This window comes from Curtobacterium sp. YC1, assembly GCF_016267665.1.
Classification (GTDB): Bacteria; Actinomycetota; Actinomycetes; order Actinomycetales; family Microbacteriaceae; genus Curtobacterium.
The window spans coordinates 1,380,869-1,402,279 of record NZ_CP066341.1 but is presented as its reverse complement, the minus strand read 5'-3'; the positions used below and the strand labels follow the sequence as shown (position 1 = coordinate 1,402,279).

Annotated in this window: 22 protein-coding genes; 3 read left to right on the top strand and 19 right to left on the bottom strand. The window is 72.1% G+C overall.

What is annotated here, in order from left to right; genetic code table 11:
- The first annotated feature begins 13 nt into the window (after positions 1–13).
- Positions 14–499 carry an aminoacyl-tRNA deacylase gene (locus I8920_RS06655; RefSeq protein WP_198658347.1) on the top strand — a complete coding sequence of 162 codons (486 nt, stop codon included), beginning with the start codon at positions 14–16 and terminating at the stop codon, positions 497–499.
- 107 nt (positions 500–606) lie between these two features.
- Here I8920_RS06655 and I8920_RS06650 read toward each other — a convergent pair whose 3' ends face one another.
- The 4 genes from I8920_RS06650 to I8920_RS06635 form a co-directional block, all read right to left on the bottom strand.
- Positions 607–825 (bottom strand): hypothetical protein, encoded by a 219-nt coding sequence (locus I8920_RS06650; protein WP_198658346.1) that lies wholly within the window; start codon positions 823–825, stop codon positions 607–609.
- The gene (locus tag I8920_RS06645; protein ID WP_198658345.1) at positions 822–1,556 is read right to left on the bottom strand and encodes a DsbA family oxidoreductase; all 735 of its coding nucleotides are present in this window, start codon (positions 1,554–1,556) and stop codon (positions 822–824) included. Before I8920_RS06645 ends, I8920_RS06650 begins: the two co-directional genes overlap by 4 nt.
- A 112-nt stretch (positions 1,557–1,668) precedes the next feature.
- The gene (locus I8920_RS06640; RefSeq protein WP_198658344.1) at positions 1,669–3,054 is read right to left on the bottom strand and encodes a glycine--tRNA ligase; all 1,386 of its coding nucleotides are present in this window, start codon (positions 3,052–3,054) and stop codon (positions 1,669–1,671) included.
- A gap of 108 nt (positions 3,055–3,162) precedes the next feature.
- Positions 3,163–4,218 (bottom strand): aminotransferase class V-fold PLP-dependent enzyme, encoded by a 1,056-nt coding sequence (locus I8920_RS06635; protein ID WP_198658343.1) that lies wholly within the window; start codon positions 4,216–4,218, stop codon positions 3,163–3,165.
- Positions 4,219–4,288: 70 nt separating this feature from the next.
- On the opposite strand from I8920_RS06635, the gene I8920_RS06630 reads away from it, so the two are divergent.
- Positions 4,289–5,269, top strand: coding sequence for a LysR family transcriptional regulator (locus tag I8920_RS06630; RefSeq protein ID WP_198658342.1), 981 nt, complete (start codon positions 4,289–4,291; stop codon positions 5,267–5,269).
- Positions 5,270–5,286: 17 nt separating this feature from the next.
- On the opposite strand, the gene I8920_RS06625 is transcribed toward I8920_RS06630, so the two are convergent.
- The 15 genes from I8920_RS06625 to hrcA all read right to left on the bottom strand — a co-directional run bounded on the left by I8920_RS06625 (position 5,287) and on the right by hrcA (position 20,910).
- Complete coding sequence (locus tag I8920_RS06625; RefSeq protein WP_198658341.1) at positions 5,287–6,084, bottom strand: isoprenyl transferase; 798 nt, start codon at positions 6,082–6,084, stop codon at positions 5,287–5,289.
- Positions 6,081–6,929, bottom strand: a complete 849-nt coding sequence (gene recO, locus I8920_RS06620) for a DNA repair protein RecO (protein ID WP_198658340.1) — start codon at positions 6,927–6,929, stop codon at positions 6,081–6,083. The genes I8920_RS06625 and recO overlap by 4 nt, the downstream gene beginning before the upstream one ends.
- Positions 6,930–7,166: 237 nt before the next feature.
- Positions 7,167–8,942, bottom strand: a complete 1,776-nt coding sequence (gene leuA, locus I8920_RS06615; protein ID WP_198658339.1) for a 2-isopropylmalate synthase — start codon at positions 8,940–8,942, stop codon at positions 7,167–7,169.
- Between the two features lie 522 nt (positions 8,943–9,464).
- On the bottom strand, positions 9,465–10,865 hold the full coding sequence (locus I8920_RS06610) for an ABC transporter permease (RefSeq protein WP_198658338.1): 1,401 nt from the start codon (positions 10,863–10,865) through the stop codon (positions 9,465–9,467).
- Complete coding sequence (locus I8920_RS06605) at positions 10,862–11,614, bottom strand: ABC transporter ATP-binding protein (RefSeq protein ID WP_198658337.1); 753 nt, start codon at positions 11,612–11,614, stop codon at positions 10,862–10,864. The genes I8920_RS06610 and I8920_RS06605 overlap by 4 nt, the downstream gene beginning before the upstream one ends.
- A 143-nt stretch (positions 11,615–11,757) precedes the next feature.
- Positions 11,758–12,447, bottom strand: a complete 690-nt coding sequence (locus I8920_RS06600) for a response regulator (protein WP_198658336.1) — start codon at positions 12,445–12,447, stop codon at positions 11,758–11,760.
- Positions 12,444–13,793: a sensor histidine kinase gene (locus tag I8920_RS06595; protein WP_232832847.1), complete on the bottom strand. Its 1,350-nt coding sequence runs from the start codon at positions 13,791–13,793 to the stop codon at positions 12,444–12,446. The genes I8920_RS06600 and I8920_RS06595 overlap by 4 nt, the downstream gene beginning before the upstream one ends.
- Positions 13,759–14,697, bottom strand: a complete 939-nt coding sequence (gene era, locus I8920_RS06590; RefSeq protein ID WP_198658335.1) for a GTPase Era — start codon at positions 14,695–14,697, stop codon at positions 13,759–13,761. Before era ends, I8920_RS06595 begins: the two co-directional genes overlap by 35 nt.
- Complete coding sequence (locus I8920_RS06585) at positions 14,694–16,016, bottom strand: hemolysin family protein (protein WP_198658334.1); 1,323 nt, start codon at positions 16,014–16,016, stop codon at positions 14,694–14,696. Before I8920_RS06585 ends, era begins: the two co-directional genes overlap by 4 nt.
- Before the next feature lie 3 nt (positions 16,017–16,019).
- Entirely contained in the window at positions 16,020–16,481 is a 462-nt protein-coding gene (gene ybeY / locus I8920_RS06580; RefSeq protein WP_198658333.1) for an rRNA maturation RNase YbeY, read from the bottom strand.
- On the bottom strand, positions 16,478–17,623 hold the full coding sequence (locus tag I8920_RS06575) for a PhoH family protein (protein WP_198658332.1): 1,146 nt from the start codon (positions 17,621–17,623) through the stop codon (positions 16,478–16,480). Before I8920_RS06575 ends, ybeY begins: the two co-directional genes overlap by 4 nt.
- The gene (locus I8920_RS06570; protein WP_198658331.1) at positions 17,613–17,966 is read right to left on the bottom strand and encodes a histidine triad nucleotide-binding protein; all 354 of its coding nucleotides are present in this window, start codon (positions 17,964–17,966) and stop codon (positions 17,613–17,615) included. Before I8920_RS06570 ends, I8920_RS06575 begins: the two co-directional genes overlap by 11 nt.
- A 38-nt stretch (positions 17,967–18,004) precedes the next feature.
- Entirely contained in the window at positions 18,005–18,742 is a 738-nt protein-coding gene (locus I8920_RS06565; RefSeq protein ID WP_198658330.1) for a 16S rRNA (uracil(1498)-N(3))-methyltransferase, read from the bottom strand.
- Complete coding sequence (dnaJ, locus tag I8920_RS06560; protein ID WP_198658329.1) at positions 18,742–19,857, bottom strand: molecular chaperone DnaJ; 1,116 nt, start codon at positions 19,855–19,857, stop codon at positions 18,742–18,744. Before dnaJ ends, I8920_RS06565 begins: the two co-directional genes overlap by 1 nt.
- A 33-nt stretch (positions 19,858–19,890) precedes the next feature.
- Positions 19,891–20,910, bottom strand: coding sequence for a heat-inducible transcriptional repressor HrcA (hrcA, locus tag I8920_RS06555; protein ID WP_198658328.1), 1,020 nt, complete (start codon positions 20,908–20,910; stop codon positions 19,891–19,893).
- 89 nt (positions 20,911–20,999) lie between these two features.
- Between hrcA and I8920_RS06550 the strand changes: the two genes are divergently transcribed.
- Positions 21,000–21,407 carry a DUF4870 domain-containing protein gene (locus I8920_RS06550; protein WP_232832846.1) on the top strand — a complete coding sequence of 136 codons (408 nt, stop codon included), beginning with the start codon at positions 21,000–21,002 and terminating at the stop codon, positions 21,405–21,407.
- The last annotated feature ends 4 nt before the right edge of the window (positions 21,408–21,411 follow it).

The following is a 21,411-nucleotide window of genomic DNA, read 5'->3' as shown; positions in this document are numbered from 1 at the left end:
TAGCGTTCTCCACATGACGACCGACGCCATCACCAGGTTCGACGCCGACGCAGCCGCCAGGGGCCTGCCGGTCGAGGTCGTCGAACGCCCGGCCGCCGACTCCCTGGAGCAGGCTGCCGGCCTGCTCGGCATCGAACCGGGCGACATCGTCAAGACCCTGGTGGTCAAGCGGCACGACGGCGGGTTCCTCCTCGCCCTGGTGCCCGGCGGCCGGAGCATCGCCTGGAAGAAGCTCCGCACCGTCGTCGGCGTCAACAAGCTCTCGATGCCCGACGCCGCCACGGCGCTCGAGGCCTCCGGCTACGAACGCGGCACCATCACGCCGATCGGCGCGACCGGCGACCTGCCCGTCTACGCCGACGAGCGCATCCTCGGCCGTCGCGTCGCGCTCGGCGCCGGCCGGCACGGCGCCAGCGCCTTCGTCGACGCCGATGCGCTCGTCGCCGCGTACGGCGCGACCGTCGCCGACATCACCGACGAGGAACCGCAGCGCGGCTGACCGGTCCCGACGACCGACGGGTCGCGCCCCTGCGCAGCCGTCGCGCCCCGCAGAGTCGGGGCGCGACGACCGCACGGGGGCGCGGAAGCGGGAAGGCGCGACGGACGTCAGTCCGGCACCTCGGTCCAGTCCCCCTCGGAGCCGGCGAATGCGCCGGCGTCGATCAGGCACGCATCACCCTCGCAGACCGGCGCACCGCCGGACGTGACGAGCGTCAGCAACGCGGGGCGGGCCTCCAGGCCGGTGAGCGCGTCCGGCACGGACGGTACCGACGTCACGGCCTGGAGGCGCACCGCGCCCTGGTCGCTGATCGTCGCGCCGGTCATCGAGTCGCCGCCACGTCCGCGCTCGCGTCGTCCGCAGCGCGCTCGGTCGCGGCCGCGACCTCGTCCGGCGTCGTCTCGCGGAGCGCGACGACCTGCGACAGGACCTGCTCGAAGGCCGACGGGTCCTGCGCGCCGGAGACGCCGTACTTGCCGTCGATGACGAAGAACGGCACGCCGTTGATCCCGTACGCCTGCGCCTGGGCCTGGTCGGCGCGGACGGCCGCGAGCTGCGAGTCGTCGCGCAGGGTGGCGAGGACCTCGTCGCGGTCGAGCCCGACCTCGGCGGCGAGGTCCGCCAGCGCGGCGTCCTGCCCGACGTGCTCACCGCGCTCGAAGTAGGCGGTGAACAGGCGCTCGACCATGTCCAGCTGCTTGCCGTGCTGCTTGGCGAGGTGGATGACCTGGTGCGCCTTGACGGTGTTGGTGTGGTGCATGGCGTCGAAGTCGTACTGCAGGCCGACCGAGGCGGCGATCGCCGAGACCTGGTCGAGCATCTGCTGCGCCTGGTCGACGGGCATGCCCTTGTGGCCGGAGAGGAACTCGGCCTCGGTGCCCTCGAAGTCGACGGGGGTGTCCGGGCTCAGCTCGAAGGAGTGGTACTCGACCTCGACGGGCCGGGCGTCCGACGAGGCACCGAACGCGGCCACGCCGGCCTCGAACTTGCGCTTGCCGATGTAGCACCAGGGGCAGGCGATGTCCGACCAGACATCGACCTTCACGGAGTCGTTCATGCTCATCCCCAACGCGCGCGTGCGGCGCGCATTCCCGTCGCACGACCGAAGTCACCCCGCGCCACGCGATCGCGTGGTTCGGGGTGACTTCGGTCGTGCGGAGCGGGACCGCCTACGCGCCGAGCAGCCGCTCGGCCAGGTAGCCCTGCAGCCGGTCGAGCGCCACGCGCTCCTGGCCCATGGTGTCGCGCTCGCGCACGGTCACGGCCTTGTCCTCGAGGGTGTCGAAGTCGACCGTGATGCAGAACGGCGTGCCGATCTCGTCGTGGCGACGGTAGCGACGGCCGATGGCACCGGCGTCGTCGAAGTCCACGTTCCAGTTCTTGCGCAGGTCGTCGGCCAGGCCGCGGGCGACCGGGGACAGCTGCTCGTTGCGCGACAGCGGCAGGACCGCGGCCTTCACGGGCGCCAGGCGCGGGTCGAGGCGCAGCACGGTGCGCTTGTCGACGCCGCCCTTCGCGTTCGGGGCCTCGTCCTCGTGGTACGAGTCGAGCAGGAACGCCATGAGCGCACGGGTCAGGCCGAACGACGGCTCGATGACGTACGGCACGTACTTCTCGTTGGCCGCCTGGTCGAAGAACCGCAGGTCCTGCCCGGACGCCTCGATGTGGTTGTTCAGGTCGAAGTCGGTGCGGTTCGCGACGCCCATGAGCTCGCCCCACTCCGAGCCGGTGAAACCGAAGCGGTACTCGATGTCGGCGGTGGCGTCGGAGTAGTGCGCCCGCTCGCCGTCCGGCACGTCGAAGCGGCGGAGGTTCTCCGGGTCGATGCCGAGGTCGGTGTAGAACGCGACGGCGTCGGCGATCCACTGCTCGTAGTGCTCCTCGGCCGAGGCCGGCGGCACGAAGTACTCGATCTCCATCTGCTCGAACTCGCGCGTGCGGAAGATGAAGTTGCCGGGCGTGATCTCGTTGCGGAACGCCTTGCCGACCTGACCGATGCCGAACGGGGGCTTCATGCGGCTGGTCGTCACGACCTGCGCGAAGTCCACGAAGATGCCCTGGGCGGTCTCGGGGCGCAGGAAGTTCAGGCCCTCTTCCGACTCGACCGGGCCGAGGTAGGTCTTGAGCATGCCGGAGAACTCACGGGGCTCGGTCCACTCGCCGCGGGTGCCGCAGTTCGGGCAGGCGATCTCGGCCATGCCGCCCTCGGGGGCGCGGCCCTTCTTCGCCTCGAACGCCTCGAGCAGGTGGTCCTCGCGGAACCGGTGGTGGCAGTGCAGGCACTCGACCAGCGGATCGGTGAACGTCGCCACGTGCCCGGAGGCCTCCCACACCTTGCGGGGCAGGATGACGGCGGAGTCGAGGCCGACCATGTCCCCGCGTCCGCGCACGAACCGCTGCCACCACTGGCGCTTGATGTTCTCCTTGAGCTCCACACCGAGGGGCCCGTAGTCCCACGCGGAGCGGGAGCCTCCGTAGATCTCACCCGACTGGAAGACGAAGCCGCGGCGCTTGGCCAGGGCGATGACGCTGTCGAGACGGGAGGGCTGTGCCAAAGGGTGCTCCAGAGGTCGCCGAGCTGGGTGCTCGGTGCGGAAACGGTCCGGGCAAGACTACCGGCGATCGTCAGCCGGGAGGCCCGCCCCGCCCCCCGCCGTCCGCGCTCACGCCCGCGGGGCGCTCGCCCCCACCCCGACCAGCGCGTCCGCCACGGCGGTCACGTCCGACTCGTCGTTCCACAGGTGGAACGCGATCCGCAGGCGCCCGGCACGGCCGGAGGCCGTCAGCCCCGCGGCGGTGAGCGCGCGGAGCGCCGACCCGTCGGCGTCGGGGAACGTCACGATCGCCTGCCCGTCGCCCTGCCGAGGCGACCCGAGGGCGTCGCACAGCCGGTCTGCGAGACCGGTGGCGTGCCTCCAGACCGCCTGCTGGTCGAGCGCGACGGCGTGTTCGAGCGCGGCCACGGCGCCGGGCCACGCCTGCCAGGCCGGCGAGACGTCGAAGCGACGCGCGTCGTCGGCCAGGTGCATGGCGGGGCCGTAGCAGGACGACCACACGTCGGCACCGGCGTACCACCCGGCCTGCACCGGACGGAGCCGACCGAGCGCGGTGTCGGAGAGCGTCATGAAGGCGACCCCTCGAGGCGCGCAGAGCCACTTGTACGCGTGGGTGAGCGTCACGTCGAACGGAGCGGCGTCGACGGGCAGGACGCCGGCGGCCTGCGTCAGGTCGCACAGGGTCAGGGCGCCGACGCGGCGGGCGGCGGCCACGACCGGGCCCGGATCGGTGACCACGCCGGTGGCGGACTGCACGGCGGACCACGCGACGAGGGCCGTGTCGGGTCCGACGGAGGCGGCGAGCCGGTCGAGCGGGACGCTCCGGACCCGGACGCCACGGTGGGCCTGTGCGAGGAACGGGAACACGACCGAGCTGAAGTCGCCGTCCGGGACGACCACCTCGGCACCGTCGGGCAGGGCGTCGGCGACGACCGCGGCCATCACCGAGGTCTGCGAGCCCGTCGCCACGTGCTCGGCTCCGACGCCGACCAGCTCGGCGAAGCGCGCGCGCCCCTGCTCGACGAGCGCCCCGTAGTGCGCGGGGGTCGTCTCGGCGCGGGACCACGCGTCGAGGTCGGCCCGCTGTGCAGCGAGGGTCGCGCGGGTCGGCAGGCCTGCGGTGCACGCCGCCAGGTACCCGCGGCCGCCGGGGAAGGAGTCCATGCGGCCAGCGTCGCGCCTCGCGGCCCATCACGCCAGGGCCGGTTCGTTGTACGGGCGATAACATCACGTGATGGACGAGATCGATCCCCAGCTGCTGCGGGTCCTGCGCGCCGTGGCCGACGGCGGGTCGATCACCCGCGCCGCCGCGGCCCTCGGGTCGAGCCAACCGGCGGTCAGCCAGCTGCTCGCCCGCGCCGAGGAGCGACTCGGGCACGCCCTGGTGCTGCGTGGCGGACGCGGTGCCACGCTCACCCACGCCGGGCAGGTGCTCGCCGACCACGCCCTGCACGTGCAGGCCGCGCTGACCGCCGCACGCGAGGACCTCGACGCCGTCGGGGGCCTGTCCCGCGGACGGGTGCGGCTCGCCGGGTTCCCGAGCGCCTCGTCCGCCCTGGTGCCCGCGGTGCTCGCCCGGCTGGCGGCCACGGCCCCGGGCGTGACGACCACCTACGTCGAGGTCGAACCGCCGGAGGCGCTCGAGCTCCTGCGCGCCGGCGAGGTCGACGTCGCCCTGACCTTCACGTACGTCGGTGACGAGGTCGGAGCCGCTCCGGACCCGGCGCTCGTCACCCGGGCCCTCGGTCGGGATCCGCTCGCGCTGGTGACGTCGGTCGGAGCGAGCGGTGCCGCGGGGGCGGCGCTCGCTGGGGTGCGCAGCGCGGGGACGGGCGGCGGCGCGGGCTCGGCCACGGTGGACCTGGCGTCGCACCGCGAGGCGCGCTGGATCGGTGGCTGCCCGCGGTGCCGTGGCCACCTGCTCGCCTCGTGCGCGACCGCCGGCTTCGTCCCCGAGATCGTGCTCGAGACCGACAACGCGGCGGCGGTGGTGGGGCTCGTCGCCGCCGGACTCGGGGTGGCGCTGCTCCCCCGGTTGGCGCTCGACACGACGGTGATCCCCGCCGGGGTCCGGGTCGACCCGGTCGACGACGACCTGGCCCGGCGCGTGGAGGTCGTCGTGGCCCGCGGGGCCGAGCGTGTGCCGAGCATCCGGGCGGCGCTCGACGCGGTGCGGTCCGCGGCACACCTGCTCGACGGGCCGCTGCCGCGCTGAGCCCGGTCCGGCTGCTGCTACGCCGTCGGTGCGTCGACCGCGCCGCCGTAGCGACGGTCGCGGCGCGCGTACTCCTCGATCGCCCCCCACAGGTCCGTGCGACGGAAGTCCGGCCAGAGCCGGTCGAGGAACACCATCTCGGCGTACGCCGACTGCCACAGCAGGAAGTTGCTCGTGCGCTGCTCCCCCGAACTGCGGAGGAACAGGTCGACGTCGGGCATCTCCGGCACGTACAGCCGCTTCGCCAGGGCCTTCTCGGTGACCTGGCTCGGCTTGAGGCGTCCGGCCGCGACGTCCTCAGCCATGCCCCGCACGGCGTCGACGATCTCGTTCCGACCGCCGTAGTTGACGCACATCGTCAGCGTCAGCACGTCGTTGCCCGCCGTCATCCGCTCGGCGGTCTCGAGCTCGTCGATGACGCTCCGCCACAGCCGCGGACGCCGGCCGGCCCACCGCACCTTGACACCCCACTCGTGCAGCTGGTCGCGACGACGACGGATCACGTCGCGGTTGAAGCCCATCAGGAACCGCACTTCTTCCGGGGAGCGCTTCCAGTTCTCCGTCGAGAACGCGTACGCCGAGATGTGCCGCACCCCGATCTGGATCCCACCCGCGACGACGTCGAGCAGCGAGGCCTCGCCGGCCTTGTGCCCCTCGATGCGCGTCAACCCGCGGCCGTTCGCCCACCGACCGTTGCCGTCCATGACGATCGCCACGTGCTCCGGGACGAACCGGGCCGGGATCGCCGGCGGCGTCTCACCGGTCCAGTCGATCGGGCGGAACGGTTCGACGTCGTCGGGGCGGCGGGGGCTCATGCGGTGGGGGCTCCTTCGGCAGCGGGATCGGGCTCGGGCACAGCCGGCGCCGGGGTCGAGGCCACCGCGCGCGCCGTGGCCTCGGGTCCGCCGTGGTGCTGCGGGACGGGCAGCGGGTGCTCGGACCGGTCGACGTGCGGCAGGGACCGGAGCGATCGTTCCAGGTGCCACTGGGCGTAGGCCGCGACCACGCCGGAGGCCCGGGAACGCGTGCGCTCGTCCGTCGCGTCGACGCTCGCCCAGTCGCCGGCGAGCAGCGAGCCGAGCACGCCGAGGGTCGCCGGGTCGAGGCGCGGGGTCCCCGGCGGGGCGGCACGGTCGGCGACGACCCCACCGAGCTGCACCACGAACGCGGAGTGCGGGCCGGGCTCCCCCGTCACGGCGCAGTCGCTGAACGAGGGCGCCCACCCGGCGATGCTCATGGCGCGGAGCAGGTAGGAGTCGAGGGTCGCGCTGGAGTGGTGCTCCCCGCGGGACAACGACCGCAGGGCCCCGACGAGCAACAGGTACTGCTGCAGTCCGGCGTCGGCCTCACTCAGGCGGTCGGCGGTCTCGACCATCGCGCTGGCGGCCGTGTAGGCGCCGTAGTCGGCGACGATCTGGGCTCCGTAGGCACCGAGCGACTCGGCCTGGGTGACGATGTCGAGCGACCGGCCCTCGTAGAACTGCGCGTCGACGACCATGAACGGTTCGAGCCGGCTACCGAACTTCGACGCGGTCCGCCGCACGCCCTTGGCCACCGCGCGGATCTTGCCGTGCTGCCGCGAGAGCATCGTGACGATGCGGTCGGCCTCACCGAGCTTGTGGGTGCGCAACACGACGCACTCGTCCCGGTACAGCGGCATGCCCCCAGTATCCCCCGCTCCGCCGACACCGCGTGCGGCTCGGGTGGCGGCTTGGGTTCGGTCGCTGCGACGAGACGCCGTCGTCTCCACCCGACGCCGTGTGCTCGTCGAGACGCCGCGACTTCCGGCGGCGTCTCGACGACACGACGGCGTCGTGCGTCAGAGGTGGAGGTGCGCACAGACGGGAGGCGCGGTGCGGGACGGACCCGCACCGCGCCTCCCGGCCTGGTCGCGATCTCAGGCCGAGACGAGCGCCGGCGCGTCGGCGCCGGCGGCGGCACCCGCGCGCACCGCGCGGTTCACCGCGGAGATGACGGCCTTGAGCGACGCCGTCGAGATGTCGGCGTCGATACCGACGCCCCACAGGCGCACGCCGTCGACGTCGAGCTCGACGTACGACGCAGCCTTCGCGTCACCGGAGGCGCTCATCGTGTGCTCCGAGTAGTCGTACAGCGTGACCTGGACGCCCTGCTCGGCCAGCACCTTGAGGAAGGCGTCGATCGGACCGGTGCCGACGGCCTCGGCCGTGACCGAGCCGTCGTCGACGCGGAGCGCCACGGACAGCGAGGTCGTGCCGTCGAAGTCGCTCGACGTCGCCGTCTTGGTGAGCTCGTAGCGGCCCCACTTCTCGTCGTCGACCGACGCGGGCAGGTACTCGTCCTGGAACACGTCCCAGATACGCTGCGACGAGAACTCCCCGCCCTCGGTGTCGGTGTGCCGCTGCACGACGCCGGAGAACTCGATCTGCAGCTTGCGGGGCAGGTCGAGGGCGTGGTCGGTCTTGAGCAGGTACGCGACACCGCCCTTGCCGGACTGCGAGTTGACGCGGATGACGGCCTCGTACGACCGGCCGATGTCCTTCGGGTCGACGGGCAGGTACGGCACCGCCCACTCGATCTCGTCGATGTCCTTGCCGGCGGCGGCGGCCTTGGCCTTCATCGCCTCGAAGCCCTTGTTGATGGCGTCCTGGTGCGAGCCGCTGAAGGCCGTGTAGACGAGGTCGCCCGCCCACGGCTGGCGCTCGGGCACCGGCAGCTGGTTGCAGTACTCGACCGTGCGCTTCACCTGGTCGATGTCGGCGAACGAGATCTCCGGGTCGATGCCCTGCGTGAACAGGTTCATGCCCAGGGCGACCAGGTCGACGTTGCCGGTGCGCTCACCGTTGCCGAACAGGCACCCCTCGATGCGGTCGGCCCCGGCCATGTAGCCGAGCTCGGCGGCGGCGACGGCGGTGCCGCGGTCGTTGTGCGGGTGCAGCGACAGGATGACGTCCTCGCGGTGCGCCAGGTTGCGGGACATCCACTCGATCGAGTCGGCGTAGACGTTCGGGGTCGCCATCTCGACGGTCGCCGGCAGGTTGATGATGACCTTGCGCTCGGGCGTCGGCTGGAAGACCTCGAGCACGGCGTTGCAGATCTCCTTCGCGACCTCGAGCTCGGTGCCCGTGTAGGACTCCGGCGAGTACTCGTAGTAGATCGTCGTGTCGTGCTGCAGCGTCGCCTCGGCCGCCTTGCAGAGCTTCGCGCCGGCGACCGCGATGTCCACGACACCCTGCACGTCGGTGCGGAAGACGACCTCACGCTGCACGATGCTCGTCGAGTTGTACAGGTGGACGATGGCCTGCTTCGCGCCGTCGATCGCCTCGTAGGTGCGCTGGATGAGGTGCTCGCGCGCCTGGGTCAGCACCTGGATCGTGACGTCGTCGGGGATCGCGCCGTCGTCGATGAGCGACCGGACGAAGTCGAAGTCGGTCTGCGAGGCGCTCGGGAACCCGACCTCGATCTCCTTGTAGCCCATGCCGACGAGCAGGTCGAACATCCCGCGCTTGCGCTCGGCGTCCATCGGGTCGATGAGGGCCTGGTTGCCGTCCCGCAGGTCGACGGCGCACCAGCGCGGAGCCTTGTCGATGCGCTTCGTCGGCCAGGTGCGGTCCGGCAGGTCGACGGTGATCTGCTCGTGGAAGGGGACGTACTTGTGGATCGGCATGCCGGAGGGCTGCTGCGTGTTCTGCATCGTTCGTCGCTTTCGTCGCGTGTTCGTGTGCTCTGGGTGAGGCGGCCACGACGGACTCCGCGACGAGGTGGGCCGGTGTGTCAGGCCTCGTCGCGGCAGCGAAGGAGGAGGTGCGCCGAGTACATCGCGTCCACGGTAGCACTGGTGTACCAGGCTGTCGCAAGCGTGTGACGCGGCGGGGGTCGGGCGGCATCGGGCGGGCTGTCGAGCGGTGCACCGAGGGGCGCATCGAGGGGCGCGCCGAGCGGTCGAGACACGCCGTCGGTGCTGCGCCGAGGGGTCACGAAGCGTCGCCCGAGGGCCGGTCGGGCGACAGGTGGTGACACCTCAGCGGAAGCGAGCGGTGTGGCGCGGGCGCGGGCACGGGCGCAGGCGCGGGCGCGGGCGCGGGCGCGGGCGGCACCCTGCCACCTCGGCGGGCACGGGCGGCGGGGCAGTGCCGCGAGCGACGACGGACGGGAGGCCCGGTGCCAGCTGGCACCGGGCCTCCCGTCCGTCACGCGGTGCGCCCAGGGCGACGCGTCAGTCGACCGCGAGGGCCTCCGTCGGCGGGACGCGCATCGCGCGGCGGACCGGGGCGATGGTCGCGACCACGGCGAGCACGAGCGCGCCCACCACGACGATCGCGATCGTCAGGGGCGGCAGGACCGGCGTCACCGGGGCACCGAGGGACCCGAGCAGCGTCTGCCCGCCGACCCAGCCGTACAGGACCCCGAGCACGAGCCCCGAGACGACCGCCGCGACGACCATCTGCACGGCCTCGGTGACGATCATGCGCCGCACCTGCGCCCCGGTGAGCCCGAGCACACGCAGGAGACCGAGTTCGCGGCGGCGCTGCAGCACGCCGAGCGCGAGGGCGTTCACGACACCGACGGCGGCGATGACGGCCGAGAACCCGACGATGACGCTCACGACGGCGTTGACCTGGACGAAGAAGTCCCGCTGCTGCTCGAGCATCTCGGGCGTGGTCTGCCCGTCGCCCAGGCGCTGCAACTGGGTCTCGAGCACCTGCTGCATGATGCCGAGCGCCACCGCGAACGTCACGAGCAGCGTCACGCCGATCACCAGGCCGATCGTCGCCCGCGAGGACCGACCGGGTGCCCGCATCGCGTTGCGACCGGCGAGCAGGACCACGGGGTCGCCGGACCCGATCCGGCCGATGAGCTGCAGCACGGGCGGCATGACGACCGTCGCCCCGACGGCGACCCCGGCGAAGGAGACGAACCCGCCCAGGGCCGCCGGCAGCACCGCGACCGGGGACACGACACTCGCCGCGAGCCCGAGGAGCATGAGCACGGCACCGGCGGCCATGAGCACGATGGCCCAGACCTTGCGTGCCCGGCCGGACCGCACGTCGTCGTGGCTGGGCTCGACGCTGGACGACAACGCCTCGAGCGGGGTGACGGTGAGGACGCGACGCGAGCCGACCGCGAACGCACCCCAGGTGGCGAGCACGACGGCCACGACCGGCAGCACGAGCTCCCACGGCACCAGGGTGTAGTCGGTGTCGGGCAGGAATCCGTTGCCGCGGAGGACCAGGACGAAGAGCGCCGAGAGCCCCGTGCCGACGACGGCGCCGATGAGGCCGCCGAGCACACCGACCGCCAGGCCGGTCCGGGTGATCCGGGCGCGCAGGGCCGCCCCGGTGGCACCGACCAGGCGCTGCAGCGCGATGATCCGCGTCTGCCCGGCGATGAGGGTCGCGCAGGTGTTCGCGGTGACGATCGCACCGACGTACAGCGCGATGCCGAGGAACAGCCACCCGATCACGGACAGGATCGCCTTGACGGGCCCGAGATCGGCGAACCCGGTCGCGCCGAGCGCCTCGGCCACGATGCCGGGCGCGATGACGAGAGCGGAGCCGAACGTGGTGCCGAGCGCGGCGACGAGGACCGTGGGGGCGAACGAACGGATGCCGTTCACGCCGCGGCCTCCATCCCGAGCATCGTGGTGGAGATGGCGCCGGCGTCCATCGCGGGGCGGTCGGCGACGATCCGGCCGTCGGCGAGGAACAGGATTCGGTCGGCGTTCGCGGCCGCCACCGGGTCGTGCGTCACCATGACGACGCTCTGGCCCCACTCCTGGACCGCACCACGCAGGATCGCGAGCACGTCGCGCCCGGTGCGGGAGTCGAGCGCACCGGTGGGCTCGTCGGCGACGACCACGGCCGGCCGCGAGGCGAGCGCGCGAGCGATGGCGACGCGCTGCTGCTGGCCCCCGGACAGCTGGTGCGGCCGGTGCGTCAGGCGGTTCCCGAGCCCGAGCATGTCCACCAGCCGGTCGATCCACGCCGTCTCGTCCCGTGAGGGCTTGTGGCCGCCGAGCAGGAACGGCAGCCGGATGTTCTCGCTGACGTCGAGGGTCGGCACGAGGTTGAACGACTGGAACACGAACCCGAGTCGCCGGCGGCGGAGCTCGGTGAGTTCCTTGTCGCCGAGGCTCGTGATGTCGACGCCGTCGATGTGGATGTGTCCGGACGACACGGCGTCGAGTCCCGCGGCGACGTGCATGAGCGTCGACTTGCCGGACCCCGAGGGCCCCATCACCGCGGTGAACTCCCCCGCGCCGATGTCGACGCTGACGTCGTCGAGCGCCGTCACACGACGGGCGGCGTCGCCGTAGTGCTTGGAGACGTGGTCGAGGCGGATGATCGGAGCGTGGCTGCTGGTCATGCATCCACGATGACGGCCAGGAGGCCCGCCCCGCGTCGATCCCACGGCTCCTGTGGATCGTCCGGTCGGCTCGGTTCCGTGTGGAGGGGTCATCCCTCCGGATGACGCCGAACCGCGCACCCGGAACCGTCGGGTGCGCCGGGTCAGTCGCCCTTCGTGACCAGTCCGTGCTCGTGCGCGAACACGACGAGCCGCACACGGTCCCGGAGCTCGAGCTTCGTGAGCACCCGCGAGATGTGCGTCTTCACCGTCGCCTCGCTGACGTACTCGTGCTGCGCGATCTCGCTGTTGCTGAACCCGCGGGCCGCCAGGTCGAAGATCTCCCGCTCGCGGGGCGTGAGGTCCGCGAAGGCCGGCGGCACCGCGGCGGCACGGCCGACCGAGTCGTCGTAGCGCCGCAGGAGCTCCCGCGTGGCCGATGCTGCGAACACTGCGGTGCCGGCGTGCACCGTGCGGACCGCCGCGAGCAGGAACTCGGGGTCGGCGTCCTTCAGCACGAAGCCGCTCGCACCGGCACGGATCGCCTTCGCAGCCGCTTCGTCGAAGTCGAACGTCGTCAGGACGAGGACCTTCGCGCCGTCCGCGCCGGACTGCTCGACGATGCGGCCGGTGGCGGTGATGCCGTCCATGACGGGCATCCGGACGTCCATCAGCACGACGTCCGGTCGCGTCCGACGGACGAGTTCGACGCCCTCGGCGCCGTCACCGGCCTCGCCGACGAACTGCAGGTCGGGCTGCGAGTCGATGAGCATCCGGATGCCGGTGCGGAAGAGCGCCTGGTCGTCGACGAGGGCGACGCGGATCGGCTGGTCGGACGGCGGGGTCGTGGTCATCGGGCGGTTCGCTCCTGCTCGGTCTGGGTGATGCGGCCACGGGGCACCTGGCCGCTGGCCGGGACGGCGGGCATGCGAACGGCGACCTCGAAGTCGTCGCCACGCGCTCCGGCCGTCATCGTGCCGCCGGTCATGACGGCGCGCTCCCGCATGCCGACGAGCCCGTGGCCTGTGCCCGGCCCGGGTGACCCGTCGTCGGCACGGCGGTTCACGACGGCGATCTCGACGGTGTCCGGACGGTAGGTCAGGGCGGCGCGGACCGGGCTGCCCGGCTCGCCGTGCTTGTACGCGTTCGTCAGGCTCTCCTGCACGATCCGGTACACGGCGAGCTGTGTCGTCGTCGGCAGGCCGGAGGGGTCGCCCTCGCGCTCCACGTGGACGTCGAGGCCGAGCTGCCGCATGTCGGCGATCAGGCGGTCGATGTCGTCGATCTCGGGCGTGGGCACGGTCCCCTGCTCGTGCCGGAGCGCACCGAGCAGCTCGCGCACGTCGCCCAGGGCGCGTCGCGCCGTCGCCGAGATCGTGCTGAGGGCCTGGTCGGCGACCGCCGGGTCGGCCTTGAGCGCGTACCGTGCGCCGTCGGACTGCGCGATGACCACCGCGAGCGAGTGCGCGACGATGTCGTGCATGTCCCGGGCGATGCGCACGCGCTCCTGCTCGACCGCGACGGCACGGTCGGCCCGGGCTGCGTCGCGCTCGGCCAGCAGCTGGGCCTCGCGGCTCATGCTCGCCGCACGTCGGGTGCGGACCACGAGGCCGGCGAGCCACGGCAGGAGCAGCAGCATCAGGACGACCGCGAAGTACGACACGGTGACCTGCACGGCCTCTTGCGCGGGGGTCGACGCGGTCTCGAAGGTCAGCCGGTTCCGGTAGTCGTCGATCCCGATGTACAGCGCCGCCGTGACCGAGCCGACGATCGCGGAGACGAGCCCGGCCAGCCGCACGCGTCGGCTGCCGTACGCGCTCGTGGTGAACATGACGCCGGCGATGAAGGCGTTCGACAGGTCGGGCTCCTGCCCGGTGACCATCTGGAACACCGCGAACGCCCACGCCACCGTCAGGGCGAGCGCCGGCGACAGTCGGCGGAGGGCCAGTGCGGCGATCATCCCGACCACGGTGACGATCGCGAGCGGGCTCTCGAGCCCCCGGGCGCCGGCGACCACCACGAGTCCGCCGAGCAGCACGGCGATCACGAGGTCGGTGAGCACCTGCGCGCGCATCATGGGTCGGAACACCCGTCCACGGTACGGGGCGTGGTCGGTCGTCGCGTCCGCCGCCCGGATGACCCTCGTCGCGCCCGACGCCGGGTCGTCAGAAGCCGAGGCGTCCGAGCTGCTTCGGGTCACGTTGCCACTCCTTGGCGACCTTCACGCGGATGTTGAGGTAGACGTGCCGACCGCCGAGCAGCGACTCGATCTCGGTCCGTGCGCGCGAGCCGACGTCCTTCAGGCGCTCCCCCTTGCGGCCGATCACGATCGCCTTCTGGCTGTCGCGCTCGACGAACAGGTTCGCGAAGATGCGCAGCGGGCCGTCCGGGTCGTCGTCCTCGTCGGGTTCGACGACGTCCTCGATGACGACGGCGAGCGAGTGCGGCAGTTCGTCGCGGACGCCCTCGAGCGCGGCCTCGCGGATGAGCTCGCCGATGCGCTCCTCGTCGGTCTCCTCGGTCACGGCGCTCGAGTCGTAGAGCTGCGGCGACTCGGGCAGCAGGGAGGTGATGACGCCGAGGAGGTCCTCGAGCTGCATGCCCTTCGTGCCGGACGTCGGCACCACGGCGTCCCAGTCGCGCAGCTTCGACACGGCCAGCAGCTGCTCGCCGACGCCGTCCTTCGACGTCCGGTCGATCTTCGTGACGATGGCGATCTTCTTCGCCCGCGGGTACTGGTCGAGGGTGTCGTTGATGAAGCGGTCGCCCGGACCGACCGGCTCGTTCGCCGGGACGCAGAAGCCGATCACGTCGACGTCGCCGAGCGTGGACTGCACCAGGTCGTTCAGCCGCTCGCCGAGCAGCGTGCGGGGCCGGTGGACGCCCGGGGTGTCGACGATGATGACCTGGCCGTCGGGCCGGTGCACGATCCCGCGGATGGCACGGCGGGTGGTCTGCGGCTTCGACGAGGTGATCGCGACCTTCTCGCCGACGAGCGCGTTCGTCAGCGTGGACTTGCCCACGTTCGGGCGCCCGACGAACGAGACGAAGCCCGCGCGGTAGGGCTCGGCGGGGGTCACCTGGGCGGTGTCGGCGTCGGTCATGCGTGCTGGGTTCCCGTCGTGGAGTGGTCGGCGTCGTCGAAGGCGTCCTCGACGTCCGCGAGCGCGTGGGTGCGCTCGGCGAGCACGGTGATGAGGTGGCGGCGCTTGCCCTCGACGCGGTCGGCGGTGAGCACCACGCCGGACACGGTCACGGTGTCACCCGAGACGGCGAGGTGCCCGAGCTCCTTGGTGAGCAGGCCGCCCGCGGTGTCGACGTCGTCGTCGTCGAGCTCGATGCCGAACAGGTCGCCGAGTTCGTCGATCGGCAGGCGGGCGGAGATGCGCCACACCCCGGTCTCGACCTCGACCCGGTCGACCACCGCGCGGTCGTACTCGTCGGAGATGTCCCCGACGAGCTCCTCGATGAGGTCCTCCATGGTCACGAGCCCGGCGACGCCGCCGTACTCGTCGACCACCAGGACCAGGTGGTTCTTGGCGACCTGCATGTGCCGGAGGGTGTCGTCGGCGGCCTTCGACTCCGGCACGAACTCGGCCGGGCGCAGCAGCGCGGTGACCGGTTCGGCGCCGGCGCCCGGTCGCTCGTAGAGTGCACGGGCGACGTCGCGGAGGTACAGGACGCCGAGGACGTCGTCGCTGTCCTTGCCGGTCACCGGCATCCGCGACACCCCGGCTGCGAGGAAGCGCTCCATGCCGGCGGCGAGCGTGTCGGTGCCGTCGACGGTCAGCATGTCCGTGCGGGGCACCATGACCTCGCGGACGAGCGTGTCGCTGAACTCGAACACCGAGTGGATGAGGTCGCGGTCCTCGTCCTCGAGCACGTTGCTCTCGGTGGCCTCGTCGACCAGGGAGAGCAACTGCTCCTCGCTGGAGACGGTCGACGCGCTCCGCCCACGGCCGGGTGTCACCCGGTCGCCGATGCGGACGAGCAGGCCGGCGAGCGGTCCGAGCACGATCCGGACGGCACGGACGAGCCCGCCCGTCGCGCCGAGCAGCCGTTCCGCGTGTGCCCGGCCGACGCTGCGCGGGCTGGACCCGACGAGCACGAAGGACACCGCGGTCATGATCGCCGCGGACAGGACGAGCGCGAGCCACCAGCTGTCGAAGGCGCGGACGAGGGCGATCGTGACGAGCACGGCGGCTGCCGTCTCCGCCAGCACCCGGAAGAAGTTCAGGGCGTTGACGTGTGCACCCACGTCGTCGGCGATCGCCTCGATGGCGCGCCGGCGCTTGTTGCCCCGTGCGATCTCCTCGAGGTCGGCCCGGGACACGACGGACAGCGCGGCGTCGCTCGCGGCGAGGAGCCCGCCGAGCACGACGAGCACCAGTGCCACCGCGAGGAGTCCGGCGACGACGACCATGCGCTACCGCCCTCGGTGCTGCGCCGCGAAGGCGGTCAGGATCTCGCCCTGCAGCCCGAACATCTCGGCCTTCTCGTCGGGTTCGGCGTGGTCGAACCCGAGCAGGTGCAGGATCCCGTGGCAGGTGAGCAGCAGCATCTCGTCGGTGCTCGAGTGCCCGGCGGTCTTCGCCTGCTCCACGGCCACCTGCGGGCAGAGCACGATGTCGCCCAGCAGGCCGGCGGGGGTCGGGTCGTCCTCGGTGCCGGGCCGGAGCTCGTCCATCGGGAAGCTCAGCACGTCGGTCGGACCGGGCTCGTCCATCCACCGCACGTGCAGCTGCTCCATCGCGCCCTCGTCCACCAGGACGATCGCGAGTTCCGCGTCGGCGTGCACGTGCATCGCGTCGAGCGCGAACGCAGCGAGGCGCTGGATCGCGGCCTCGTCCACCTCGACGCCGGACTCGTTGTTGAGCTCGATGCTCACCGGTTGCCTCCTCGGGCGTCACTCTGGGGGTACGGGGACCGCTGGCGGTCCTGCGGCGGGCGTCCGCGGCGCTCGGCGCGGTTGGCGCCGTCCGGGTTGCCGACCGGAGCGGTCCCCCGGCCGCCGGGTCGCTGCCCGGCCTGTTCCGCCAGGCGCTCCTCGTCGTACACGGTGTAGGCGTCGACGATGCGGCCGACCAGCGTGTGCCGCACGACGTCCTCGCTGCCGAGGCGGGCGAAGTGGATGTCCTCGACCTCGTCGAGGATGCGGGTCACCAGCCGCAGACCCGACACGTTGCCGGGCAGGTCGACCTGGGTGATGTCGCCGGTGATCACCATCTTCGACCCGAACCCGAGACGCGTCAGGAACATCTTCATCTGCTCGGGCGTGGTGTTCTGCGCCTCGTCGAGCACGACGAACGAGTCGTTCAGGGTGCGACCGCGCATGTACGCCAGCGGAGCGACCTCGACGGTGCCGGCTGCGAGGAGCTTCGGCACCAGCTCGGGGTCCATCATCTCGTTCAGGGCGTCGTACAGGGGGCGCAGGTACGGGTCGATCTTGTCGGTCAGCGTGCCCGGCAGGAAGCCGAGCCGTTCGCCCGCCTCGACCGCGGGCCGGGTCAGGATGATCCGGTTCACCTCGCGCCGCTGCAGCGCCTGGACCGCCTTGGCCATCGCCAGGTAGGTCTTGCCGGTGCCGGCCGGACCGATGCCGAACGTGATGGTGTGCTCGTCGATCGCGTCGACGTAGGCGCGCTGCCCGTCGGTCTTCGGGCGGACGGACTTGCCGCGGCTCGACACGATCGGGGTGCCGAACGTGTCGGACGGCCTGCGGTCGTCGTCGAGGATCCTGGCGGACATCGGGATGTCGGCCGGGCCGATCTCCTGCCCGCGGCGGACCATGCCGACGAGCTCGTCGACGAGCGCCTTCGCACGGGTGACGTCGCGGTCCGGTCCGGTCAGGGTGACCTCGTTGCCGCGGACGACGACCCGGACGCCCGGGTACTGCCGCTCCACGGTCTTCAGCAGCCGGTCCTGGGGACCGAGCAGCTGCACCATGGCGATGCCGTCCACCTGGAGGGAGACGGAGACGGGCTGGTCGTCGTCGGCGGCGGCGGGGTGTACTGGTTCGTTATCCGGCAAGGGTGCCTTCCTGCAGTTCGCCTGCGAGTACGTGCGCGTGCACGTGGAACACGGTCTGACCGGCGGCTTCGCCGGTGTTGAAGACGAGTCGGAACTGGCCGCCCGCACGCTCGTCGGCGATGCGCTGCGCGGTGGCGACCACGTGGGCGAGGAGCTCGGGGTCCCCCGCCGCCAGCTCGGAGACGTTCGCGTACTGGTCGGTCTTGGGGACGACGAGCACGTGGACGGGTGCCTTCGGCGCGATGTCCTCGATCGCGATCACACGGTCGTCCTCGGCGACGACGGTGGCCGGGATCTCGCGCGCGATGATCTTCGAGAAGACGCTGGGCTCGCTGGTGCTCATGCCTCCATCGTAGGACGCACCCGTGACGCCGGTCCCGCTCACCAGCGGCCCAGTCGCGCCTGCAGGACAGCGAGCGCCGCAGGACCCGCCGTCGAGGTGCGCAGGACGCTGTCGCCGAGCCGCACCCGGACGGCACCGGCCGCTCCGAGCCGGTCGAGCTCGGCGGTGTCGATGCCGCCCTCTGGACCGACCACGAGGGCGATGTCCTCGACGTCCGCCGGAGGTTCCCAGCTCGCGAGCCGCACGGTCGCGGTGGGGTCGAGCACGAGGACCGTGGTGCCCTCGCCGAGGGCGGGGACGAGCTGCCCGGTGGTGACGAGCGCTCCGACCGACGGCACCCGGGAGCGGATGGCCTGCTTCGCCGCCTCGTGCACGATCGCCGCCCACCGTGCACGGCCCTTCTCGACCTTCGCGCCGTCCCACCGGGAGACGCTGCGTGCGGCGGCCCACGGGACCACCCGGTCGACGCCGACCTCGGTGGCCGCCTGGACGGCCATCTCGTCGCGTCCGCCCTTCGCGAGCGCCTGGACGAGCGTCAGCGACGGGGACGGCGCCGGGTCGACCGACACCGTCTCGACGGCGAGCGTCAGGGTGTCCCGCCCCACCTCGGCGACCGAGCCGGCGACGACCGTGCCGCGGCCGTCGGAGATGCGCAGCGGTTCGCCGACGCGCACCCGCGACACCGTCACGGCGTGCCGACCCTCGGGGCCGTCGAGCGGCACGGTGCCGCCGACGGCCACGCCGTCGAGCGAGTCGACCAGGTAGAGCGAGGCCATCAGTGGTTGAAGAACCGGTCGCGCAGCTTGCCGAACATGCCCTGCTGGAACCGGGCGAGCTGGGGCGCCGTCGTCTTGTGCGACTTCGCGAGCTGCTCGACCAGCTGTCGTTCCTTGTGCGACAGCTTGGTCGGGGTCACGACCTGCACGCCGACCCGCAGGTCACCGCGGCCGTTCCCGCGCAGCTTCGTGATGCCGCGGTCCTTGATGACCAGCACGTCGGCGCTCTGCACGCCTGGACGGATCTCGAGCTCGACCGGGCCGTCGAGCCCGTCGATGGTCGTGGTCGTGCCCAGCACCGCGTCGGTCATGCCGACCTCGAGCGTGGCGAGCAGGTCGTCGCCGTCACGGCTGAAGACGTCGTCGTGGCGGACGCGGATCTCCAGGTAGAGGTCACCCGAGGGACCACCGGCCGGGCCGACCTCGCCCTGACCGGGCATCTGCAGGCGCAGACCCGAGTCGACACCGGCGGGGACGTCCACCGGGACCGTGCGTCGGGCGCGGACGCGGCCCTGGCCCTGGCAGGTCGGGCAGGGGCTCGGGATCACGGTGCCGTACCCGCGGCAGGTGCCGCACGGCGCGCTCGTCACGACGTTGCCGAGGAGCGAGCGGACCTGGCGCTGGATGTGCCCGGACCCGCCGCAGATGTCGCACGTGCGCGGGCTGGTGCCGGGGGCACAGCACGAGCCGTGGCACGTCTCGCACAGCACGGCCGTGTCGACCTCGACGTCCTTGTGGGTGCCGAAGACGACCTCGTCGAGGTCGACCTCGATGCGGAGCAGGGCGTCCTGGCCGCGCTCGGCACGGCTGCGCGGGCCCGACCCGCGTCCACCGCCACCACCGCCGCCGCCGAAGAAGGCGTCGAAGATGTCGCTGAAGCCGGCCGCGCCACCGCCGAACGGGCTGTCGGCCTGCGGGCCGGCGTCGTACCGACGGCGCTGCTCGGGGTCGCTGAGCACGTCGTAGGCGTGCGTCACGTCCTTGAAGCGCTCGGCGGCGTCGGGGGCCGGGTTCACGTCCGGGTGGAGCTCGCGCGCCAGCCGGCGGTAGGCCTTCTTGATGTCGGCATCGGAGGCGTCTCGCTGGACGCCGAGGACGTCGTAGTGGTCTGCCACGTATCCCTCAGTCGGTTGGGTTCGGTCGGTCGGTCAATGTTCGCCCAGGAGCTTGGACAGGTACCGTGCGACGGCGCGGACGGCCGCCATGTTCGTCCCGTAGTCCATCCGGGTCGGTCCGAGGACGCCCAGGCGGGCCACCTCGCCACCGGCCAGGTAGCCGCCGGCGACGATGCTCGTGGCGTCGAGCCCGTACTCGGCGTTCTCCGCACCGATCCGGGCCGCCACCGCGATGTCGTCCACCTGCATCTCCCCGAACAACCGGAGCAGGGTGACTTGTTCCTCGATCGCCTCGAGCACCGGGAAGAGGCCGCCGGAGAAGTCCTGCTCGCTCTTCGCCAGGTTCGCGGCCCCGGCCATGAGCAGGCGGTCCTGCCGGTTCGCCGCGACCTGCTCGATGAGCGTCGCGACGACGACTCCGCCGAGGGTCTGGGCGTCGGGACGGAGCTGCTGCGGCACCGCCCGGAGTGCGGTCGGGACGTCCTGGAGCAGGAGGCCCACGGTCGCGCCGTTCACGACGGACCGGAGCTCGGACAGCGAGGGCTCGTCGAGCGGCACGTCGGTCTCGACCACACGCTGCTCGACCCGGGCGGTGTCGGTGATGAGCACCACCATCAGACGCGCGTCGCCGAGCCGGACGAGTTCGACGTGCTGCACCCGGGCGCGCACCATCGAGGGGTACTGCACCAGGGCGACCTGGTTCGTGAGCTGGCTGAGCAGCCGGACGGTGCGCCCGAGCACCTCGTCGAGGTCGTTCGGGGCGCCGAGGAAGGTCTCGATCGCGTGCCGCTGCGCGCTGGAGAGCGGACGGGCACCCGCGAGGTGGTCGACGAAGACGCGGTACCCCTTGTCGGTGGGGACCCGGCCGGACGACGTGTGCGGGGCGGCGATGAGCTGCTCGTCCTCGAGCAGGGCCATGTCGTTGCGGATCGTCGCGGCGCTGACCCCGAAGGCGTGCCGCTCGACGATGGTCTTCGACCCGACCGGTTCGCGCGACGCCACGTAGTCGCGCACGATCGCCTTCAGGACCTCGAGGCTGCGTTCACTGACCACGAGCGTCTCCTTCCCGGTCGGACTGGCACTCGGACGTGTCGACTGCTGATCCTACGCCCGCACGGCTGCTCCCCCGATACGCTTCGGGCATGACCTACGGACAGCAGCCCGGTGGCCCGCAGAACCCGAACGGCCCCCAGTACCCGGGCGGGTACACCCCGCCGCAGCAGATGCGACCGGAGGACCAGCGCCTCTGGGCCACGCTGACCCACATCGGCGGCATCTTCTTCAACTTCGTCGCGCCCCTGGTGGCGTACCTGGTCCTGCGCGACCGCGGCAACTTCATCCGCGAACACACCCGGGTCGCGCTGAACTTCCACATCACGATGGGCATCGCCTACGTCGTCTCGGGACTCCTCACGGTCGTCCTGATCGGCGCGGTGTTGCTCCCGCTGATCGTGGTCCTGACGCTCGTCTTCGGCATCATGGCCGCGATCGCCGCGAACCAGGGCCAGTTCTACCGCTACCCCCTGTCGATCGAGTTCATCAAGCAGTAGTCGG